Source organism: Corynebacterium sp. LK14 (assembly GCF_008042215.1).
Taxonomy (GTDB): Bacteria; Actinomycetota; Actinomycetes; order Mycobacteriales; family Mycobacteriaceae; genus Corynebacterium; species Corynebacterium striatum.
The window spans coordinates 156,107-173,592 of record NZ_NOVQ01000016.1; the positions used below are offsets into that span (position 1 = coordinate 156,107).

General features: G+C 62.8%; 17 protein-coding genes and 1 pseudogene. 6 read left to right on the forward strand and 12 right to left on the reverse strand.

Annotated elements, in window-relative coordinates; all coding sequences use genetic code 11:
* Positions 1–78: 78 nt before the first annotated feature.
* Positions 79–1,254, forward strand: coding sequence for an acetyl-CoA C-acyltransferase (locus CHU71_RS10020; protein WP_147760971.1), 1,176 nt, complete (start codon positions 79–81; stop codon positions 1,252–1,254).
* Positions 1,255–3,438, forward strand: coding sequence for a 3-hydroxyacyl-CoA dehydrogenase/enoyl-CoA hydratase family protein (locus CHU71_RS13135; protein ID WP_147760972.1), 2,184 nt, complete (start codon positions 1,255–1,257; stop codon positions 3,436–3,438). It begins immediately after the preceding gene.
* Between the two features lie 85 nt (positions 3,439–3,523).
* On the opposite strand, the gene CHU71_RS10030 is transcribed toward CHU71_RS13135, so the two are convergent.
* Positions 3,524–4,474, reverse strand: a complete 951-nt coding sequence (locus tag CHU71_RS10030) for an endonuclease domain-containing protein (protein WP_147760973.1) — start codon at positions 4,472–4,474, stop codon at positions 3,524–3,526.
* Between the two features lie 330 nt (positions 4,475–4,804).
* Entirely contained in the window at positions 4,805–5,980 is a 1,176-nt protein-coding gene (locus CHU71_RS10035; RefSeq protein WP_005528062.1) for an acyl-CoA dehydrogenase family protein, read from the reverse strand.
* Between the two features lie 94 nt (positions 5,981–6,074).
* Here CHU71_RS10035 and CHU71_RS10040 point away from each other — a divergent pair, with 94 nt between their 5' ends.
* Positions 6,075–6,632: a TetR/AcrR family transcriptional regulator gene (locus tag CHU71_RS10040; RefSeq protein WP_046645159.1), complete on the forward strand. Its 558-nt coding sequence runs from the start codon at positions 6,075–6,077 to the stop codon at positions 6,630–6,632.
* Positions 6,633–6,635: 3 nt separating this feature from the next.
* On the opposite strand, the gene CHU71_RS10045 is transcribed toward CHU71_RS10040, so the two are convergent.
* Positions 6,636–7,697: a hypothetical protein gene (locus CHU71_RS10045; RefSeq protein ID WP_147760974.1), complete on the reverse strand. Its 1,062-nt coding sequence runs from the start codon at positions 7,695–7,697 to the stop codon at positions 6,636–6,638.
* Entirely contained in the window at positions 7,690–8,199 is a 510-nt protein-coding gene (locus tag CHU71_RS10050; RefSeq protein ID WP_255456434.1) for an RNA polymerase sigma factor, read from the reverse strand. The genes CHU71_RS10045 and CHU71_RS10050 overlap by 8 nt, the downstream gene beginning before the upstream one ends.
* A gap of 263 nt (positions 8,200–8,462) precedes the next feature.
* Here CHU71_RS10050 and CHU71_RS10055 point away from each other — a divergent pair, with 263 nt between their 5' ends.
* The gene (locus CHU71_RS10055; protein WP_147760975.1) at positions 8,463–9,503 is read left to right on the forward strand and encodes a ribonuclease HI; all 1,041 of its coding nucleotides are present in this window, start codon (positions 8,463–8,465) and stop codon (positions 9,501–9,503) included.
* 9 nt (positions 9,504–9,512) lie between these two features.
* Here CHU71_RS10055 and CHU71_RS10060 read toward each other — a convergent pair whose 3' ends face one another.
* The 8 genes from CHU71_RS10060 to CHU71_RS10095 form a co-directional block, all read right to left on the reverse strand.
* A complete protein-coding gene (locus CHU71_RS10060; RefSeq protein ID WP_147760976.1) occupies positions 9,513–9,914 on the reverse strand; it encodes a hypothetical protein in 402 nt (133 codons plus the stop codon).
* Positions 9,915–10,212: 298 nt separating this feature from the next.
* Positions 10,213–10,605, reverse strand: a complete 393-nt coding sequence (locus tag CHU71_RS10065; protein WP_062035737.1) for a hypothetical protein — start codon at positions 10,603–10,605, stop codon at positions 10,213–10,215.
* A 104-nt stretch (positions 10,606–10,709) separates the two neighbouring features.
* A complete protein-coding gene (gene galK, locus CHU71_RS10070) occupies positions 10,710–11,948 on the reverse strand; it encodes a galactokinase (RefSeq protein ID WP_147760977.1) in 1,239 nt (412 codons plus the stop codon).
* A complete protein-coding gene (gene galT / locus CHU71_RS10075) occupies positions 11,941–13,032 on the reverse strand; it encodes a galactose-1-phosphate uridylyltransferase (RefSeq protein WP_005528051.1) in 1,092 nt (363 codons plus the stop codon). The genes galK and galT overlap by 8 nt, the downstream gene beginning before the upstream one ends.
* On the reverse strand, positions 13,032–13,313 hold the full coding sequence (locus CHU71_RS10080) for a hypothetical protein (RefSeq protein WP_005528050.1): 282 nt from the start codon (positions 13,311–13,313) through the stop codon (positions 13,032–13,034). The genes galT and CHU71_RS10080 overlap by 1 nt, the downstream gene beginning before the upstream one ends.
* Positions 13,314–13,326: 13 nt before the next feature.
* A complete protein-coding gene (locus CHU71_RS10085; protein ID WP_147760978.1) occupies positions 13,327–14,982 on the reverse strand; it encodes a sodium:solute symporter family protein in 1,656 nt (551 codons plus the stop codon).
* Between the two features lie 18 nt (positions 14,983–15,000).
* Positions 15,001–15,822 carry an aldose 1-epimerase family protein gene (locus CHU71_RS10090; protein WP_147760979.1) on the reverse strand — a complete coding sequence of 274 codons (822 nt, stop codon included), beginning with the start codon at positions 15,820–15,822 and terminating at the stop codon, positions 15,001–15,003.
* A gap of 168 nt (positions 15,823–15,990) precedes the next feature.
* Entirely contained in the window at positions 15,991–16,461 is a 471-nt protein-coding gene (locus tag CHU71_RS10095) for a YdcF family protein (RefSeq protein WP_070420863.1), read from the reverse strand.
* Between the two features lie 72 nt (positions 16,462–16,533).
* Here CHU71_RS10095 and CHU71_RS13075 point away from each other — a divergent pair.
* A pseudogene (locus tag CHU71_RS13075) lies at positions 16,534–16,893 on the forward strand (LacI family DNA-binding transcriptional regulator); the annotation flags it as partial.
* Between the two features lie 85 nt (positions 16,894–16,978).
* On the forward strand, positions 16,979–17,476 hold the full coding sequence (locus CHU71_RS13080) for a substrate-binding domain-containing protein (RefSeq protein ID WP_255456435.1): 498 nt from the start codon (positions 16,979–16,981) through the stop codon (positions 17,474–17,476).
* Positions 17,477–17,486 lie beyond the last annotated feature (10 nt).

Here is a 17,486-nt window from a genome sequence, read left to right on the forward strand (position 1 = left end):
AAAGCATTGCACAACTCAAGGATGTGACCTAGGATTCATTTTTAACTAATGGTGATTCGCATATTTTAGGAGGACCTCATGGCACAAGACGTATACATCGTCGGGGCCGCACGCTTGCCCATCGGTAAATTCGGCGGCAGCCTGGCCCGCCTTTCACTAACCGAGCTGGGTACGACGGCGGCGTCGGCAGCTATTGAGCGTTCGGGTATCCCGGCCGCCGAAATCGACACCGCGGTGGCGTCGAATGTCATGCCCGTCATCCCGAGCGACTTGTATATTTCCCGCAAAGTCGCCATCGGCGTCGGAATGCCCGAGTCCTCTACCGCGATGGGCGTCAACCGCCTCTGCGGCTCCGGCGTCCAAGCCGTGGTCTCCGCCGCGCAACTCCTCCAGTCTGGCGACGGCACCGTGGCACTTGCCATCGGCGCCGAATCCATGAGCCAAGCCCCCTACTCCGTCGAGGGCGCCCGCTTCGGCAAGCGCATGGGCGACGGCAAACTCTACGACTGGCTCACCGGCGCACTCTCCTGTCCCTTCGGCACTGGCCACATGGGCGTGACCGCGGAAAACGTCGCGAGTGACCACAACATCTCCCGCGAGCGCCAAGACGAGTTCTCTGCGCAATCCCAGCGCCGCGCCGCGGCCGCCCGCGCGGAAGGCGTCCACGCCGAGGAGATCGTCGCCGTAGGCGACCTAGACTTTGATGAGCACGTGAGGGAGACGAGCGTCGACAAGCTTGCGCAGCTCAAGCCCGCCTTTGCGAAGGATGGAACCGTAACCCCAGGCAACGCATCCGGCATCAACGACGGCGCCGCGGCCGTGGTCCTCGCCACCGCCGAGCAGGTGAGCACGCGCAACCTGGAGCCGCTGGCCAAGATTGTCAGCTGGGCCATCGCGGGCGTCGACCCCACCCGCATGGGCGTCGGCCCCATCGCTGCGGTGCCGAAGGCCCTAGAGAAGGCCGGACTCACGCTGAACGACATCGACCTCATCGAGTCCAACGAGGCCTTCGCCGCGCAGGCCATCGCCGTGCAGGACGAGCTCGGCTTCGACCCCGAAAAGACCAACATCTACGGCGGCGCCGTGGCGCACGGCCACCCGGTGGGAGCCACCGGAGTCATCCTCATCACCAAGCTGGCATACGCGCTGCGCCGCCTGAACAAGCGCTATGGCCTGGTCACCATGTGTATTGGCGGCGGCCAGGGCATTGCGCTCATCATCGAAAACGAATCCGAGAACGAAGGAGCGAAGTAAATGACAATCACCAAGGTTGCCGTCATCGGCGCAGGTTCCATGGGCTCGGGCATCGCGGCGCTGTGCGCATCGGCGGGTCTCGATGTCGTCCTGCTCGACCAGAACGCCGAGGGCGCGCAGAAGGGCGTGGACATCCAGGTAAAGCGCCGCGGCTTCTACCTGCCTTCGGACGCCTCCCGCGTCACCGCCTCCGATGACTACGCCCTCCTCGAGGACCGCGACTGGGTCATCGAAGCCATCTTCGAGGACCTCGGCGCCAAGCACGCGCTCTACGCGGCCATCGAGCCACACCTCAAGCCCTCAGCCATCTTGAGTTCGAACACCTCTACCCTCCCGCTGGCCAAGCTCGTCGAGGGTGTACCGGTCTCGCGCCGCGAGCGCTTCGGCATCACCCACTTCTTCAACCCGCCGAAGGTCATGCGCTTGGTCGAGCTCATCGCCTCCGGCGAGACTGAGACCGCGCTACGCACCACCATCGAGCAAACCTTGGGCAAGATCGCGCTCGAGTGCCGCGACACCCCGGGTTTTATTGCCAATCGCGTCGGCTGCTACTGGATGGCCGCCGGCGTTGCCCGCGCCCGCGAGTTCGGCGTGAGCTACGAGCTTGCCGACGCCGCCTTTGGCCGCGCCTTCGGCATCCCCCGCACCGGCATCTTCGGGCTTTTGGACTACATCGGTTTGCAGCTGGTGGGGCCCATCTGGAACTCCCTCGAGTCCGCACTTCCCGCGGGTGATCCGCTTCTCGATGTGCCGCTGGGCTGCGACGAGTTCATCGCGGGCTTGGTCGAGCGCGGCCTGACCGGGCGCACCGGCGAGGGCGGCTTCTACCGCGGCCGCGACGAGGTCATCAACTCCGACTATGAGTACGTGGCACGCACCCAGCCGGACGACCCAGTCATAGGGCTCAAGGATCCGCGGGAGGTCATGGACACGGATTCGCCGGGCGGCCGCTTCGCCCGCGCGGTCTTCCTCGACACCCTGCGCTACTGCTGCGAGGTCGCGCCGGAGATCGCAGAGCACGTCGCGCTTATCGACGACGGCCTCACCCTCGGCTTCGGCTGGAAGAAGGGCATTTTCGCGCTTGCCGACGCCATCGGCATCGACAGGGTTGCCTCCGCTTACGGTTCGAAGCCGCCAGCGCTAGTGACCGCAGCCGCCGCTGCCGGGGGATTCTTTGTAGACGGCAAGGTGCTTTCCTCCGAGGGCCAGCTGCAGGAGCTGCGGGAGCGGGAGGGCGTGGTCAGCCTGCGCTCCTTGGACCTGGAAACCGTGGTCTGCCTGCCGGCCGGCGCGGTGCATGCAGTGTCCACTCCTTCCGGGCGCATCGGCATCATCGACCTGCATACGCCGATGAATTCCTTGCCGACTGCCGCTTTGGAAGTCCTGCGCGCTGCCGTTGACTCCATCTCCTCTGCGGACCTGAAAGCGCTGGTCATCGGTAACGATGCGCCGGTGTTCTGCGCAGGTGCGGACTTGGCGTCGATTGCTGCGGCGGGCGAGTCGGGCTCGGCGGAGCGCGTTGAGGAGCTCATTGCAGACGGCTCGAACACGCTGCGCCAGCTGAAGTTCGCGCCGGTGCCCGTGGTCGCAGCGGTACGCGGTGTTGCCTTGGGCGGCGGCTTAGAGCTGGCCCTATCCTGCGACCGAATCGTGGCGCACGCAGATAGCCAGCTGGCTTTCCCAGAACTTAACGTGGGTCTCTATCCGGGCTGGTCGGGCACGATTTCCGCACTGGAGCGCCTGCGTGCGGCTGGCGTGGCCGACTACCACCAGAAAGCCTTCGACTTCATCACCTCGACCAAGCCCTTCCCCAACGCTTTCGTGGCCAAGGAACAGGGCTTCCTCGCGGCAGACGACGTCGTGTTGATGTCGCCGGATCACGTGCTCGCTCGCGCGATTGCTGAGGCGGAGTCGCTCATTGAGGGCTACGCCCCGCCTGCCGATGTCGCGATTGAGCTCTATTCCGGCCCTGCCCTCGACCGCGAGTGGCCCCTGGAAAATGCCACTGAAAACGACCACGTCATCGCAGCAAAGTTGGCTCAGATGTACACCGGTGAGGGCTCGCTGAGTTTTAACGAGTTCGCCGACCGTGAAGTGGAGTTCGACGTGCCGCTCGTGCTGCTGCCGGCGAACGTCGATCGCGCGAAGCACATGGCGGCGACCCGTAAGCCGCTGTGCAACTAGCCCGCGGACCTGTCCCAACCATTTCTTTCGGATTGGTCCCATTGGTTGGGTCCCTTTACGGGGTAAAGGGACCACCTAGCGGGTTTTAGCCGGCCTTCTTACTCGTAAAGGGACCAGTAGACTGGGACCATCCTCGCTGTTGGGCAGCTTCCAGCGCCTGGCGCACCTCTCGTACGACACGGGCTCTCTCCGTGAGCAGCTCCCGTGGGCTGTATCGCAGCACGATGAGGCCACGGTTCTGAATCAGCTTCTCGCGTCGTCGCTCCTCCACGATTGTTTGCTCGGCACTCTTGCCAAACGACGAGCCGTCGTACTTGACGGCACCGTCGATCTCAATCACGACGGCGTCGTCAATGCATGCGTCTGCGCGGAAGTTCGGCGGAATGAAGTACTGCGCAACCACCTTCTCTCCCAGCTTTTCCGCGATGGCGATGCCTCGAAAGTAGGACTCGAAAGGCGATTCCGAATGCGCGATGGCGTGCTCAATCGCCTTCCGTGCCTGCGGGGCACCATGCACACGCCCCATGGCGGTCAGCGTGCGGCGCAGCTCCTCCTTCGTGGTGAGTTCCTTCGCGAGCGCCGAATCCATGGCAACGAGTCCCTCTTCGAAGGAATGGTGCCTTGCGATGTCGATGCACGCTCGTGCCACAGTTGTACAACGGGTGCCGAGCTGCTCGGAGACCATGTTGTCTGGCAGGTGCGTCTTGCGGTAATCGTAATCGGCTGGAATCTTCGTCTTGACTGGCAGCGATTTGGACTGCCTAGCCATTTCAATCTTTTCGCCGAAAGGCGGGAGGACCCAAATGCCCCATAGCCTGGCTGCTGACTTTCCTATCATGATGGCTTTGTGCACGCTTTTTCCCGCGGCAATCACTTTGAGACGCTGGCGTTCGTACGTGGGTAATTGCTCGAAGTAATCCCGCGGGGTTGCGACCCAGGGCGCGATTCGCAGAAGCTCGCCATTGGCTATTTGCTCCCACACCTGGTGATCGTTGGACAGTGGACGTAAGTGAATGAGTCGTTGTGTTTGAGTCATACAACCATGTTCGCCAAGCGCGTGCGCCCGTGTCTAGAGTCAATTTTTTACCTGTGGATAACTCTGCATTTGCGCAGCTAGGGGGATTTGGCGCTTTCGAGGCTGTCTGCCGGCTGGCGCCTCAGCGGCTGGCCTCTTGCTTGCGAATGGGCGGTTTCAGCTGCCGCGGTTTGGTCCTCCTCTAGTGGTCCCATTGGTTGGGTAGTTTTACGAGAGCCGACTCCCGCGCAATGGCTCCTAAGGGTTTCTTTGCCTCCTAATGAAACCCAACCAATGGGACCAAACCCGGAGAGGGGTGAGCCGCGCGCCAAGCGAGGCGCGGGCAGGCTGCTACTTGTAGGCCGAGAAACCCGTAATGACCTTGCCCATGATGAGGCTCTGCACGGTGTCGGTTCCCTCGTAGGTGTGCATGGCCTCGATGTCGGCAAAGTGGCGCGCAATGTCGTTTTCTAGCAGGATGCCTACGCCGCCGAGCATGTCGCGGGCGTCAGAAGCAATGCGTCGCGCAGCGCGGGTGTTGTGCAGCTTCGCTGCGGAAGCCTGCGGCGGGGTGAGCGTGCCGGCCTCCTCGCGGGCGGCAACCTCGCGGCAGGTCAGCATCATCTGGTTGAGGTCCAGCACCATGTTGGCCAAGCGCTGCTGGATAATCTGCGCTTTTGCCAGCTCACGGCCGAACTGGACGCGCTCCATGACGTAGTTGCGCGCGGTTTCATAGCAAGCCACGGCCGAACCCAACGCCATCCACGAGACGCCGATGCGCGTTGCTGTCAGCACGCGGGAGACGTCCTTGAACGTTTGGCAGCCGGGCAACCGGTTGGAGGCAGGAATGCGGCAATCCTCCAAGACGATGTGCGCCTGATGGATAGCGCGCAGTGACAGCTTGCCGGCAATCACCGTGGCGGAGTAGCCCGGCGCGTCCTGCGGAACGATGAAGCCACCCACGTTTCCGTCTTCCATACGGGCGTAAATCACGGTCACGCCACCGGAAGCACCGTTACCGATCCACTTCTTTTCGCCGTTGAGAACCCAGGAATCGCCGTCGCGGACCGCGGTGGTCTCCAGCGCAATGGAGTCAGACCCGTGCAGCGGTTCCGTCAGGCCAAACGCGCCGAGCAGCGAGCACGACGCCATCGCCGGCAGGTAGCGGGAGCGCTGCTCCTCCGAGCCAAGCATCGCGATGGAGCGCATAGCCAGGCCGGCCTGCACGGCAACGACAGTGCCCATCGAGGCGTCGGCACGCGTGACCTCCATGAGCGCCAAACCTGCGCCGCGTGCGGTCATAGACTCGTGGCCAGGAACGTCAAGGCCGTCCGTCATGAGGTCGAGCTCGCCTAAGCGGCGTACTAGTTCGAGGGGGTATTCGCTTTTCTCCCAATGCCCATTGATAACCGGCAGGCAATCCTCACGAAACGAGCGAGCACGTGCCCAGACCTCGGCATCTTGGGCGCTGATGCCGTCGAACACGCCGAGGAAGTCAGTTGTAGAATCAAAGAGATTATTGGACATTTCAGGCCTCCGATACGAATCACTATTAGTCTGCTATTGTGATACACACCTCACCGCCTGTCAAGGAAACGTACCCAGCGAAAGGCACACCACCATGGCTAACCAGAAGCGCCGCGACCAAATCGCCACCGCCGCCCTCGACCTCTTTGACCAGCGCGGCTACCACGGCACCGGCATGGAAGACATCGCAAAGGCAGTGGGCATGCGGGCATCGAGCCTCTACAACCACTACAAGTCCAAGCAAGAGCTGCTCGCCGAGGTCACCGTCTCCGCCATGGAGGAACTCCTACGTGCCAACGCCGCGGCGCTCGCCGGGGTCACGGGTTCCGAGGAAAAAATCCTCGCCACGATGCGCGCACACGTCATCTTCCACGCCACCCACGCCAAGCGCGTCCGCGTGGTCAACAACGAGCTCAACAACCTCGAAGAACCCCACAAGTCCGTGGTCCTGCAGCTGCGCCGCGACTATGTGGCACGTTGGATGAACGTCGTCGACGAGGGCAGCTTCCAAGCCGAGAACCTCAAGATTGCCTGCTGGGCGCTCATCGACATGGGCATCGGCGTGGCCACGTGGTTTAGCCCCGATGGCCCGTACACCGCCGAGGAGCTCGGTGACATGTACGGGCAGTTCGCGCTCCGCCAGCTGACCTAGCCGCTACGCGCAGCCAATCTCCTCGACCTCTTCGTGGTCCGAGCAGATGACACGGATGCGCGAGTACACCTTGGCGTTGTAGCCACACGCTTCACGCTTGTCGACGACCACCCGCACCGGCGTCTGCTTAAACTTGCCCTCCGCACAGAAGGGGTCGCAGTCGTTTTCCACGGCCGTCCCCTCCGCCGTGGCCTCATCGGCACCCCAGTTGGACCACTTGAGGTCCTTGACCAGGTAGTTGTTATCACCGCAGGCCAGCGAAATGCTGTCGGGGCCTTCCAGGCCGGTGACTGACACGCAGCCCAAGATGGCCGTGGCCTCCACGGTGGTGGTCACGTTGGGGCCGACCAGACCGACCACGCGGACCAGCTGGCCGGTTGCCGGAAGGATGGAGAAGCTGACGTGGTCAGCGTCGCGAATGACGCTGATGAGGCCGTCCTCCCCCACGCCGTCGTGGGAGCCCTGCGAGGCCGAAGCCAGGTCGTTGCCGTCGGTGGCGGCCAGAATGTCGTAGACAATCTTTTGCTGCGCGCTGCTCAAACCCGGCTGCAGCAGCAGCTGCAGCGCGCCGAGGGCGCGGTTGGGGAAACGATCCGCAAGAGCTTCCAGCCCAGCGCGGTCGGTGGCCGCCATGAGGTCTTCTGCGGGGATGACTGGCTGCGGGTCGAACCCTGGCAGCTCGCCTTGGGAGGAGATGTTCACGGTGCCGTCGACGCCCACCGAGTACTCGGTCGTGGCAGTAGACGAACCATCGGTGTCCACGCGCTTGAGGTACTTCTTTGAGGTCACACCCTTGTCCGCGGCGTCGGGCTGCGCGGCGGCAGCCTCGCCCGCGTGCGTGAGCACCTCCGCCACTGCGACTGGCTCGCTGTGGTTCACAAACGGGATGACCCCGCCGACCAGAGCTAGGACACCGACGCCCGCGGCCACGGCCTTCCACGGCGTGTGTGACCCCGAATCGACAATATCGCTGAGGACCGCCTCGGAGCGGGTAAGGGCGGCGTCGTCAAGCGCAGCGTCTGGCACCGGATTTGCGGCGCGCAATTGGGAAAGCGGATCAGTCATCGTGGCCTCCGGTGAGTTCGGAAAGGTGGGTGCGGGCGCGATGCAGGCGCACGCGGACGTTGTTAGGGGTGATGCCGAGGACCTCGGCGATCTCGGCCTGCGTGAGCTCCTCCCAGGCGAAGAGAGTGAGGATCTCGCGCTCGGCATAAGGAAGCTGCAGCAGGGCGCGGTTGATGTCGAGGGACAAGTCAACGGCGGCGGATTCGTCGAGAAGGGCGCCGTCGAAGTCGTCGAGGTTTTCGAACTCGCGGCGCGAGCGATAGAACTCGCGCATCACGTTGCGTGCGATGCCATAGAGCCATGGCAGCGGGTTCTCCCCCGTCAGGGTGTCGAAGTTGGCCCAGGCGCGCTCGAAGACATCGGCAGCCAGCTCCTCAGCGTGCTCCTGCGGCACGCGACGCCGCAAAAACGCCAAGACGGCAGGATAATGCGCGCGAAAATGCCGGGAGAACTCCCGCTTTCGCGCGCCGGGCAAGGTTAAGACGGACAAATAAAACTCCACAAGCCTGCTGGAACATACTTCACATAGAGTATGTTGCAGCAGGCTCGGAATTATTACAGACTAGTGCGCGACTTTTTCCTTAACCGGAATTTCCGCAGGTTGTACCGCCTCTGCGGTGTCAGCTACTGCGGTGTCAGCGCCCTGCCGGTCAGGTAGCCCAGTGCATAGCCCGCGTTCTTGGCCTGGGGCTAAAGAACCGCTTTAAAGCTGATTGAAAAGTCCGTTGTGCTTGGGGTCGGACGCAGATGGTTTACTAGTAGACGATGGAACCGCTCGAACTCAGCGCGCTTACCGGCACGCAGTCCCGTACGTATGGCACCCGGAAGATCACCGACTCTATGGTGAGCGCACCGGTCCATGTGGCGATCGCACTGTGGGACGAGCGCTGGGACTCCGCGCCGGGCGGTACTGTTGATGGCTGGGTCATCGCAGTAAACGCCAGGCAGACCCGGTTCATACGCAAGGGCCAGACCAAGAGCGGCGACGTGGTGGAGATTGCCATCCGCGAGTTCGAGAAGGCCACGAAGAACCTGAAGGGCCGAGTCTGGATTGTCACGGGGCGCCGGCAAAATGCGCTGCGGTCGGCGCTGGAACGGCGCGGTTATACGGTGACGGGCAGCTTTGCGGAGGAAAATAGGGCGTCGAAAAGCGCGAGCTCTGTGCGCCGCAAGGAAGCGGGCCTGACCGCGCGTAAGGCCAAGAAGTTGGGCGAGGCGCCGCGGAAGAAAGAGTCCACGCAGGTAGAGACCCCGAAGGCACATTGGTGGCCGAGCTTTTCGCGGGCGTCATCATGGCCGGAGGGCGCCACGGTGCGCATTGCTACCGACGCCTCCTCCGACACCGTGTTCAAGGGCTCCATGTGCTTCGTGGCGGGCAATGGCGACTACCGGCTGCGCACCCGCGAGACTAAGGCGGGTACTGACGAGCTCGAGCTGGAGTCGCTGACCTTGGCGCTGAAGTACCTGCTCAAGGTGGGTGCAAAGAAGGCGATTATTGAAAGCGATTCGGTCGCGGCGCTCGAAGCGGTGGAGCAGTTGCGCAATAAGCAGTCGAAGGCGGTGCGCTCGCGGCGAACGTGGCGCGGCGTGACGTCAGGTGCGCGGTCGCGTTTCCAGCAGGCCTGGAACGACGTCGAGGGTGAATGCGAGGTGGAAATCCGCCGCGTGCTTGGCCATGCGGGCGATCCTCTCAACCGCGCGGCGGACCAGATTGCGTACATGGGGCTGCGTGCGATTGCGCATCCGATGAAGCAGTCGCGGGCCACGCTGCAGGAGGGCATCACCAAGGCGCTGGCCAAGCTTTAGGCTTAGCCGCTAAAAGATGATCCGGCAGGCAAACGCCACCGCCCACACCCACAGCCAACGGCGTTTGTGCAGCTTATCGCGATAGATGACGGACATTAACAGGTACCACGCCGACGGGATGATAAAGAAAAGACTGGCTCCTGGCTCCGCGCTAAAGTCATTAAATCCGACTAAAAGGAAAAACGCTGACAGGCCAGCTTTCCACCAAGAAAAAGGGTAAACCTTGCCGTCCGCCTCTGCTGGCTCTAGCTCGTTAGCTTCGGTTTGAGCTGGTACGACTTCGCTTGGCTCGTCTACTGGCGCTGGTTGGAAAGACTGCGCTGGTTGCGGTTTTGCCGCGTCCGCAAACGGATTGCCAGGTGCGTCTGCGAGGGGTTCCTCGAAGGGGTTATTGGCAAAAGGATTAGTCATAGCACATAGGATAGCGCCGACTGTTTCACGCGAGTTCATGTAGCCGGGCAATGGGTTTTGGACCTGCGTTTGTGGGGCTGTTTTCGACGCTTTCGTGTTGGTCCCCCTCTACGGGTTTCCCTCTAATGGTCCCTTTACGAGTAGCGTTGGCGACCAATACGGCCCATTGGGTTTCATTACCCCCTAAAGAAACCCAATCAATGGGAGCCAACCAATGGGACCAGTCTGGGACGTGCGGAAACCCCGGGCGGAACCGCAGGCGAAAAGGGCCAGAGCGGAGGCCAGGCCGCACAGGGCGCTAGTGGCCGCCGTTTCCGCCGGACGCGAAGGTAAAGGTATCGGTCTCACCGGAATCGCAGGTCACGGTGTAGGTGTGGTAGCCGTCGGCAGGACCGGGGCCGATGTTGTCCGGCGCGGTTACGTAACCCACCAGTTGGCCGAGGTCAGCCGCCGGCGACATCACCGTCGTCGCACCCCACGACGTGGTCAGGTTCGCGCGAGTACCCGGGCAGTTTGCCGCAATAAGTAGCTCCTGGCCCGGCCCCAGCTGACCGTCAACAGTACTGGTCAGCTGGGTGCCAGCGGTGGTCTTCGCATCCTCGCTGAACGGGTTGAAGCCGGTAGCAACTGCAGCGCCACCACCAGCCAAAATAGCGCAAGCGGCGGTAGCAGCAACGAGGGTCTTTTTCATGATGACTCCTTAACTAGGAAATTGATGTTCACCTAGTTAGTTGCACTACCGCCGCGTTTATTACAGGCGACCAGAAAGTTTTTCCAGCTGCCAGTTGGCCGGGCTTATCCGGCGATTCGGCGCGCGCCGTCGCCAGGGCTGGCCACAAGGAAGGTCGGCGCCGGGAAGCCGCGCTCAGCCGCGGCAGCAACAATTGCCTCCGCCGTCGACTCCACATCGGCACGCTTGACCAGCGCAATCACCGCGCCACCGAAACCGCCCCCAGTCATACGCGCGCCCACCTCACCGGCCGCCGCGAACGCGCAGTCCAGCTCCGGCGTGGTGACCTCGTACTGGTCGCGCAGCGAGATGTGGCTATCGCGCATGAGCTCCCGGAAACGGTCAAGGTTGCCGGCCTCCAAGTCGGAGGCAGCTTCCAAGGTGCGAGCGGTCTCCTCCACGACGTGGGCGACGCGGCGCTTAACGACGCCCTCATCCTCCCCCGCTTCCCTCGCCCACCGGGTGGCGGCCGCAACGGCATCGGGAATATCGCGGATAGTTCCGCCGCGGGCCCCAGAGCCCGCCAATGCAGACTGAACCGCGTCGATGACGCCACGGCGGGAGGCATACTGGCCGTCGTTCAAAGTGTGAGGGGCGTTGGTGTCTGCGATGAGCAACACCATGTCGCGCTCCGCGATGTTAAACGGCACGCGGCGCACCTCACCCGTGGAGAAGTCCAAGACGAGCGCCTTGCCCTTCTGTCCGAAGAGGCTCGCGTTCTGGTCCAAGCCACCTGTCGAGGCACCGACGACCTCGTTCTCGGCGCGCATGCAGGCGAGAACCAGGCGGGTGCGGGCGGCGTCGTCAGGCGCGTGCCCCGTCGAAAGCTCGTAGGCCGCCACCGCCACCGAGCATTCCAACGCCGCGGAGCTGGAGAGGCCGGAGCCTACCGGAACGTCGGAGACAATCGCGATGTCGAGGCCCTCGCAGGAGGCGATGACGCCGTCCTCGAGGCCCGCCCACACGGCGCCGGCGACGTAGCCTGCCCAGGCGTCCGGGGTGCCCGCGGCCCAACCCGGGCCAACCTCCTCCAGAAAAACGTCCACGCGGTAGACCTTGCCGCCGAACTCGGAGGCAATCCGCAGTTGGCCGTCCTCGCGCGGGGCCACGGCCACGGCCGTGTTCTGCTCCAGCGCGAAAGGAATCGAGGCGCCACCTGCGTAGTCGACGTGCTCACCGATGAGGTTCACGCGGCCCGGCGCGGCCCAAACCCCGGCAGGCTCCGTGGAGAAGTTGGAGCGGAAGAGTGCGATCGCGGCGTCGGCAAGCGCGGCGTCGGAGCGAGTGGAGATCCAGTTAAGCATCCCACACCTCCTGGAACCGGGCGGCGATGCGCTCCGGGGTGGTGTCGTTGATCCACACTGCCTGCGCGGACTCCGAACCGGCGAGGAACTTCATGCGGTTCGGCGAGCGCATCAGCGAAAACAGCTGCAGGTGCATGCGCACGTCCCCGCGCAGCGTAGGGTCGGTCGGCGCGAGGTTCCAACCAGCGATGTACGGGGTCTTCTCCACGCCGTCGAAGAAACGGTCCACAGCGGTATACAGCTTCTTGAGCAGGGCGGCGAGGTCGTCGCGCTGGGCGTCGGAAAGCTCGGTGAAATCCGCCGCGTACTCGTTGGGCATGACCATCGCCTCGAGCGGCCACTTAGCGGCCGCGGGGACGAACGCCGTGAAGTGCTCGGTCTCCGCGATGATGCGGGTGCCCGCTGCGCGCTCCTTGTCCAGGATGTCTTGGAAGAGATCGCCCTCGTAAGCCTGCGAGGAAGCCACGATGGACTTCATGCGCGGCGAGAGGAACGGGTAGGAATAGATCTGGCCGTGCGGGTGCTGCAGCGTCACGCCGATTTCGGCGCCGCGGTTTTCAAACGGGAAGACCTGCGCCACCTCAGGCAGCGCAGACAGCGCCGAGGTGCGGTGCGCCCACGCCTCGATGACGGTGCGAATGCGGCTCACGGGCAGATCCTTGAAGCTCAGCTCCGGGTCAGAAGTAAAGCACACGACCTCGCAGCGGGCCTTCGCCGGCAGGCGCGGGACCAGGCCCATGCCGTCGACGTCGTCCTCGTAGTCCTCCATCCCCATCGCAAAGGAGGGGAAGCGGTTTTCAAAGACCACCACGTCATAAGACGGCGACGGGATCTCCGTGGGCAGCTGGCCCGGCAGGGTCGGCGCGAGCGGGTTCTCGTTGGCCGGGGGCATGAATGTGCGGTTCATGCGGTGGGCGGCAAAGGCTACCCAGTCCCCGGTCAGCGGGTCGCGGCGCATCTCCGAGGCCGGTGTGACCTGCGGGAGTTCGCGGCTGTCTTCCAAGACGCGGTCGGTGTGTGGGGTGTCGTCGAAGTAGATGATTTCGCGGCCGTCGGCAAGCGCGGCTTTGGTGATCTCTAGCATTACTTGGCCTCCGCCAGCTTCGACTCGTCGATCTTGGAAGGGTCAACGATGATGGGACGCAGCTTGGCCCACAGCATGAAGGCTACTGCGACGACCAGCATGGCGACGCCGGCCCAGAGGTTGTCGGAGGATTCCTTCGGCAGGCCCGTGTCTGGGTTGACGCCTGGGTCGAGGGCGAAGGAGCAGACTACGAGCACGATGCCGTAGATGCCCAGGAGCGCACCGATCACGTTGCGCAGGTCAAAGGCACCCGCGTGCTGAGGTGAAGTCTTGGTTGTCATGATTGATGCTCCTTTAGGCGAAGATGACGTTCAGGCCGACGGCAATAACCAGGCAGATGACGCCCAGCGGGACGGTCTGCTTGTACCACGGCAGGTTCTTCTCGGTGTAGTCCTCGAAGTGGTCCTTCGGGGTAACCGAGGATACGAAGCCGACGAGCTCTTCGTCTGGCTTGGGCTGGGTAAACATGGTGACGATGACGGAGACGATGATATCCACCGTAAAGGCCACGCCAGCGGCCACGAATGCCGTGCCCTGGCCAGGAAGGTTGAAGATGGAAGCCGTTGCGTCGGTAAAGGTTGCGATGTACCAGAAGGTAATTGCAGATGCGGTACCTGCAACCAAGCCGGACCAACCGGCGTGCGGAGTCATGCGCTTCCAGAACATACCGAGGATGAACGTTGCGAACAGCGGGGCGTTGAAGAAGCCGAACAGCGTCTGCAGGTAATCCATGACGTTGCCGAAGTTCTGGGCCAAAAGGGCGGTAAAGACGGCCACGCCGGTGGCGACGACGGTCGCGATGCGGCCGAACTTCAGGTAGTAGTCATCCTCGCGGTCCTTGACCACGTAGGTCTGCCAGATGTCATAAGAAATAACGGTGTTAAAGGCCGAGATGTTTGCGGCCATGCCAGCCATGAAGGAGGCCAGCAGGCCAGCGATGGCCACGCCGAGGAGGCCGTTCGGAAGAAGGTCGCGCATGAGCAGCAGGATGGCGTCGTTTGGCTCAGCGCGCTCTTCCATGAGGTCAGCGACGGAAACGGAAGCCACCATGCCCGGGATAACCACGAGGAAGGGCACGAACATCTTCGGGAAAGCGCCGATGATTGGGGTCTTGCGGGCTGCGGAGATGGACTCCGAAGCCATGGCGCGCTGTACCTCGACAAAGTTGGTGGTCCAGTAACCGAAGGAGAGGACGAAGCCCAAGCCCAGTACGATACCGATGACGGACCAGACTGGGTTCTCAAAGCCGGAAATGTCTGTGCCCGGCCAGGTGTGGAAGTGGGATTCCGCAATAACGGAATCCTTCAGGCCCTGCCAGCCGCCGACGCGGTTGAGGCCGATGATGGTCAATGGTGCCAGAGCAGCAACGATGACGAAGAACTGTAGAACCTCGTTGTAGATGGCTGCGGACAGGCCGCCCAGGGTGATGTAGGACAAAACGATGAGGCCAGCGACAAGGAGCGCGACCCACATCGGCCAGCCCAGCAGGGCTTCAACGATGGTGGCCAGCAGGTACAGGTTCACACCGGCGATGAGCAGCTGTGCCAAGGCGAAGGAAATCGCGTTGACCAGGTGTGCCGCGTTGCCGAAGCGCCTGCGCATGAACTCCGGCACGGAACGCACCTTGGAGCCGTAGTAGAACGGCATCATCACGATGCCTAGGAAGACCATGGCCGGGATGGCGCCGATCCAGAAGTAGTGCATGGTCTGGAAACCGTATTCCACGCCATTTGCAGACATACCGATGATTTCCACCGCACCGAGGTTCGCAGAGACGAACGCCAGGCCAGTCACCCAAGCCGGCAAACCGCGGCCCGAGAGGAAGAAGTCAATGGAGGAGGAAACGCGGGCTTTTGCAGCCCAGCCAATTCCCAAGACAAAGAGGAAGTACAAAGCAACGAGCAGATAATCCACCCAGGTTGCGTCGAGTCTCAATACTGAAGGTTCCATTTCAAGAGCTTTCTTTTATTAGATTGCGCTCAAGCGAAGCTCGTAGGCAATCGGTTGATGTGCGTTGAGAACGGCCACGTCTGTGCCGCTACGCAGTGCGTTTGGCGGAGCGCTCATGGGCTCCACCGCCAGGGCACGCCCGCGCCCTGGGTAATCTGCCGGAGTGTACATCTGGACCCAATCCAGCCCCTGCCCCATCTCTAGGCGCACGCCCTTGCCCGCCGAGACATACTCCGCGGTCAGTGGTCCATGCCCGTGGAAGCAGTCATCCCATTCCACTTCGGCAATGCGCTGGCGCTTGACGATGACCTCTTCTACCTCACCCGTCGGCAAGTTCCGGGCGTCCAGCAGGTGGTGCTCGGTGACGGGGAGGGTCAGTTCGGAGGCGTCGGCAGCCGCGCCGCGTGCCGAGAGATAGGTGTGCAGGCCGAACGCGAACGGGGCGGGCCCTTCGGCGCTGGCCTCGAAGTGGGCGGATAAGCCGGCTGCGTCGAGGGTGTAGGTGGCTATGAGTTGGGTAGGCCACGGCCACGGTTCCTCGATGCGGGTGGTGAGTTGCACGCGGTCGGTGGCGTAGTAAACCAGATCCCAGGCTGCGTCGAGGACGAAGCCATGGTTGGCGTTGCTGCGCTCGGGCTCGTTGACGGGGACTAAGTGCTTAGTCCCGCGCCAAGTGAAGCAGCCGTCTTCTGTGCGGTTTGGCCATGGTGCAAGAACCACGCCGGCGCACATCGGAGGCAGGCCTTCGTAGGTTTCCACAAGAGGTTCACCGTTGTAGGTCAGCGCCTTAATGCCGCCGCCTAGGCTGGCGATTTCCGCCATGTATGCACCGTGTGCCATTCGGTACACAGGTGCAGAGCTGCTCGGTCTAGCCGTTCTGGTCATAACCTATTGCCCTTTCTTCCGTGTGTAACTCACTACGGGTTTTAGGTTAAGTCGCAGCTCAAGGGCCAGTCAATCGTTTGCATAAACTTGCATAATGATATCCCTGAAATCTACTTTTAGGTGCTACTGGTCATACACAGCAGCGCAAATCCTCCGCCAAATGATGCGCGCGGCCGAATGCGGGGTGGCCAAGACTTCGCGCAGATAGTTCTCCGGCTTCAGCTCCCACGGCGTAAAGGCAGAGTGCACGCGCACGGGAATTCCCAGGTGCCACGACCACAGCTTGGTCCGCAAGGCATGAAAGTCACTGGTGACCACATCAAAGTAGGGCGCGCGGTACAGCGCGAGGGAGTTCTCCAAATTTTCGTTGGTACTCGTGGCGTTGGGCTCGACGATAATTTTCTCGGCTGGCACTCCCCTGCCAATGAGATAAGCCTCCATCACCTCGGCTTCTCCGCGTCCGGACACGATGATGTCCTGCCCGCGCCACAGCAAAAATGCGCGCTCAAGGCGACGCTCGAGCATAGGACCTGGCACGCCGCCTTGGACGCGAGCTCCCAATACCAACAGGGGGACTAAGATAGGTCCGGACATAAAGCACGAGCTTAATCCAGGAAGGACACCGTGGCCACACCGACTCTGAAGGACCTCGCCGCGGCCACAGGAGTGTCCATCTCCACCGTCTCGCGCGCATTGGCCAACCATCCGGCCATTTCGCAGGCCACCACGAAAAAGGTCAAAGACGCCGCGGAAAAGCTCGGCTACCGCCCAAATGCCCAGGCCCGCGCGCTGCGCGGCTCCCGCTCCGACGCCATCGGTGTGGTCATCCCCAACCTTGCCGACCCATACTTCGCGCTCATCGCCGCCGCCATCGAGGCCGAGGCCGAACGCGAGGGAATCGCCGCAATCATGACCACGTGTTCGGAATCCCCGGAGCGCCTGGCCAAGGCTCTCGATGCCCTGACCTGGCGCCAAGTCGACGGCATCATCACCGTCCCCGTCGAAGGTGCAGAGGCCGCTCTCAACGAGGCCGCGAAGTCCCGCCCGCTTCTGCTCATTGACCGCGAGCTAGCCCCCCTTCCCTGCCGTGGCCTCCGATCCACGGCCCGGCATGTTCGCCGCGCTGACCCAGCTGCGGCAGAAGGGCCACGAGCGCATCGGCTACATCCCGGGGCCTCAGCAAACGTCCACGGGCCGGCAGCGACTCAAGGTTTTTCGCGGCGCGACCAGCGAGGTCAGTACCTTCTATGCGCGGGGTGGCTTTCGCCGCAAGGACGGTTACGTCGGAGCGCTGGAGCTCTTTGAAAAGGACGTCACGGCTATCGTCGCGGGCGATTCCATGATGACCGCCGGTGCACTGGAGGCCTGCTACAACGCGGGCAAGCGTATTGGTACGGATATCGCATTGGTCGGATTCGACGACCTCAACTTCTTCCGCCTGCAGCCGGTCCCCATTTCTGTGGTGGACCAAGATATGGCGGCGCTTGGCCGCCTAGCGGTACAACAACTGACCGCGGCCATCGCGCACAACGCCACCCCCACGGGCGTCAAGGTCCCGACAACCTACATTCCCCGCGTCTCGACTGCCGCGCGTTTGACCAAGAGCTAGCCGACTGCCG

Coding starts and splice junctions, on each gene's coding strand:
- CHU71_RS10020 (WP_147760971.1), top strand. CDS start 79: ATGGCACAAGACGTATACATCGTCGGGGCCGCACGCTTGCCCATCGGT.
- CHU71_RS13135 (WP_147760972.1), top strand. CDS start 1,255: ATGACAATCACCAAGGTTGCCGTCATCGGCGCAGGTTCCATGGGCTCG.
- CHU71_RS10030 (WP_147760973.1), bottom strand. CDS start 4,474: ATGACTCAAACACAACGACTCATTCACTTACGTCCACTGTCCAACGAT.
- CHU71_RS10035 (WP_005528062.1), bottom strand. CDS start 5,980: ATGTCCAATAATCTCTTTGATTCTACAACTGACTTCCTCGGCGTGTTC.
- CHU71_RS10040 (WP_046645159.1), top strand. CDS start 6,075: ATGGCTAACCAGAAGCGCCGCGACCAAATCGCCACCGCCGCCCTCGAC.
- CHU71_RS10045 (WP_147760974.1), bottom strand. CDS start 7,697: ATGACTGATCCGCTTTCCCAATTGCGCGCCGCAAATCCGGTGCCAGAC.
- CHU71_RS10055 (WP_147760975.1), top strand. CDS start 8,463: ATGGAACCGCTCGAACTCAGCGCGCTTACCGGCACGCAGTCCCGTACG.
- CHU71_RS10060 (WP_147760976.1), bottom strand. CDS start 9,914: ATGACTAATCCTTTTGCCAATAACCCCTTCGAGGAACCCCTCGCAGAC.
- CHU71_RS10065 (WP_062035737.1), bottom strand. CDS start 10,605: ATGAAAAAGACCCTCGTTGCTGCTACCGCCGCTTGCGCTATTTTGGCT.
- galK (WP_147760977.1), bottom strand. CDS start 11,948: ATGCTTAACTGGATCTCCACTCGCTCCGACGCCGCGCTTGCCGACGCC.
- galT (WP_005528051.1), bottom strand. CDS start 13,032: ATGCTAGAGATCACCAAAGCCGCGCTTGCCGACGGCCGCGAAATCATC.
- CHU71_RS10080 (WP_005528050.1), bottom strand. CDS start 13,313: ATGACAACCAAGACTTCACCTCAGCACGCGGGTGCCTTTGACCTGCGC.
- CHU71_RS10085 (WP_147760978.1), bottom strand. CDS start 14,982: ATGGAACCTTCAGTATTGAGACTCGACGCAACCTGGGTGGATTATCTG.
- CHU71_RS10090 (WP_147760979.1), bottom strand. CDS start 15,822: ATGGCACACGGTGCATACATGGCGGAAATCGCCAGCCTAGGCGGCGGC.
- CHU71_RS10095 (WP_070420863.1), bottom strand. CDS start 16,461: ATGTCCGGACCTATCTTAGTCCCCCTGTTGGTATTGGGAGCTCGCGTC.
- CHU71_RS13080 (WP_255456435.1), top strand. CDS start 16,979: ATGTTCGCCGCGCTGACCCAGCTGCGGCAGAAGGGCCACGAGCGCATC.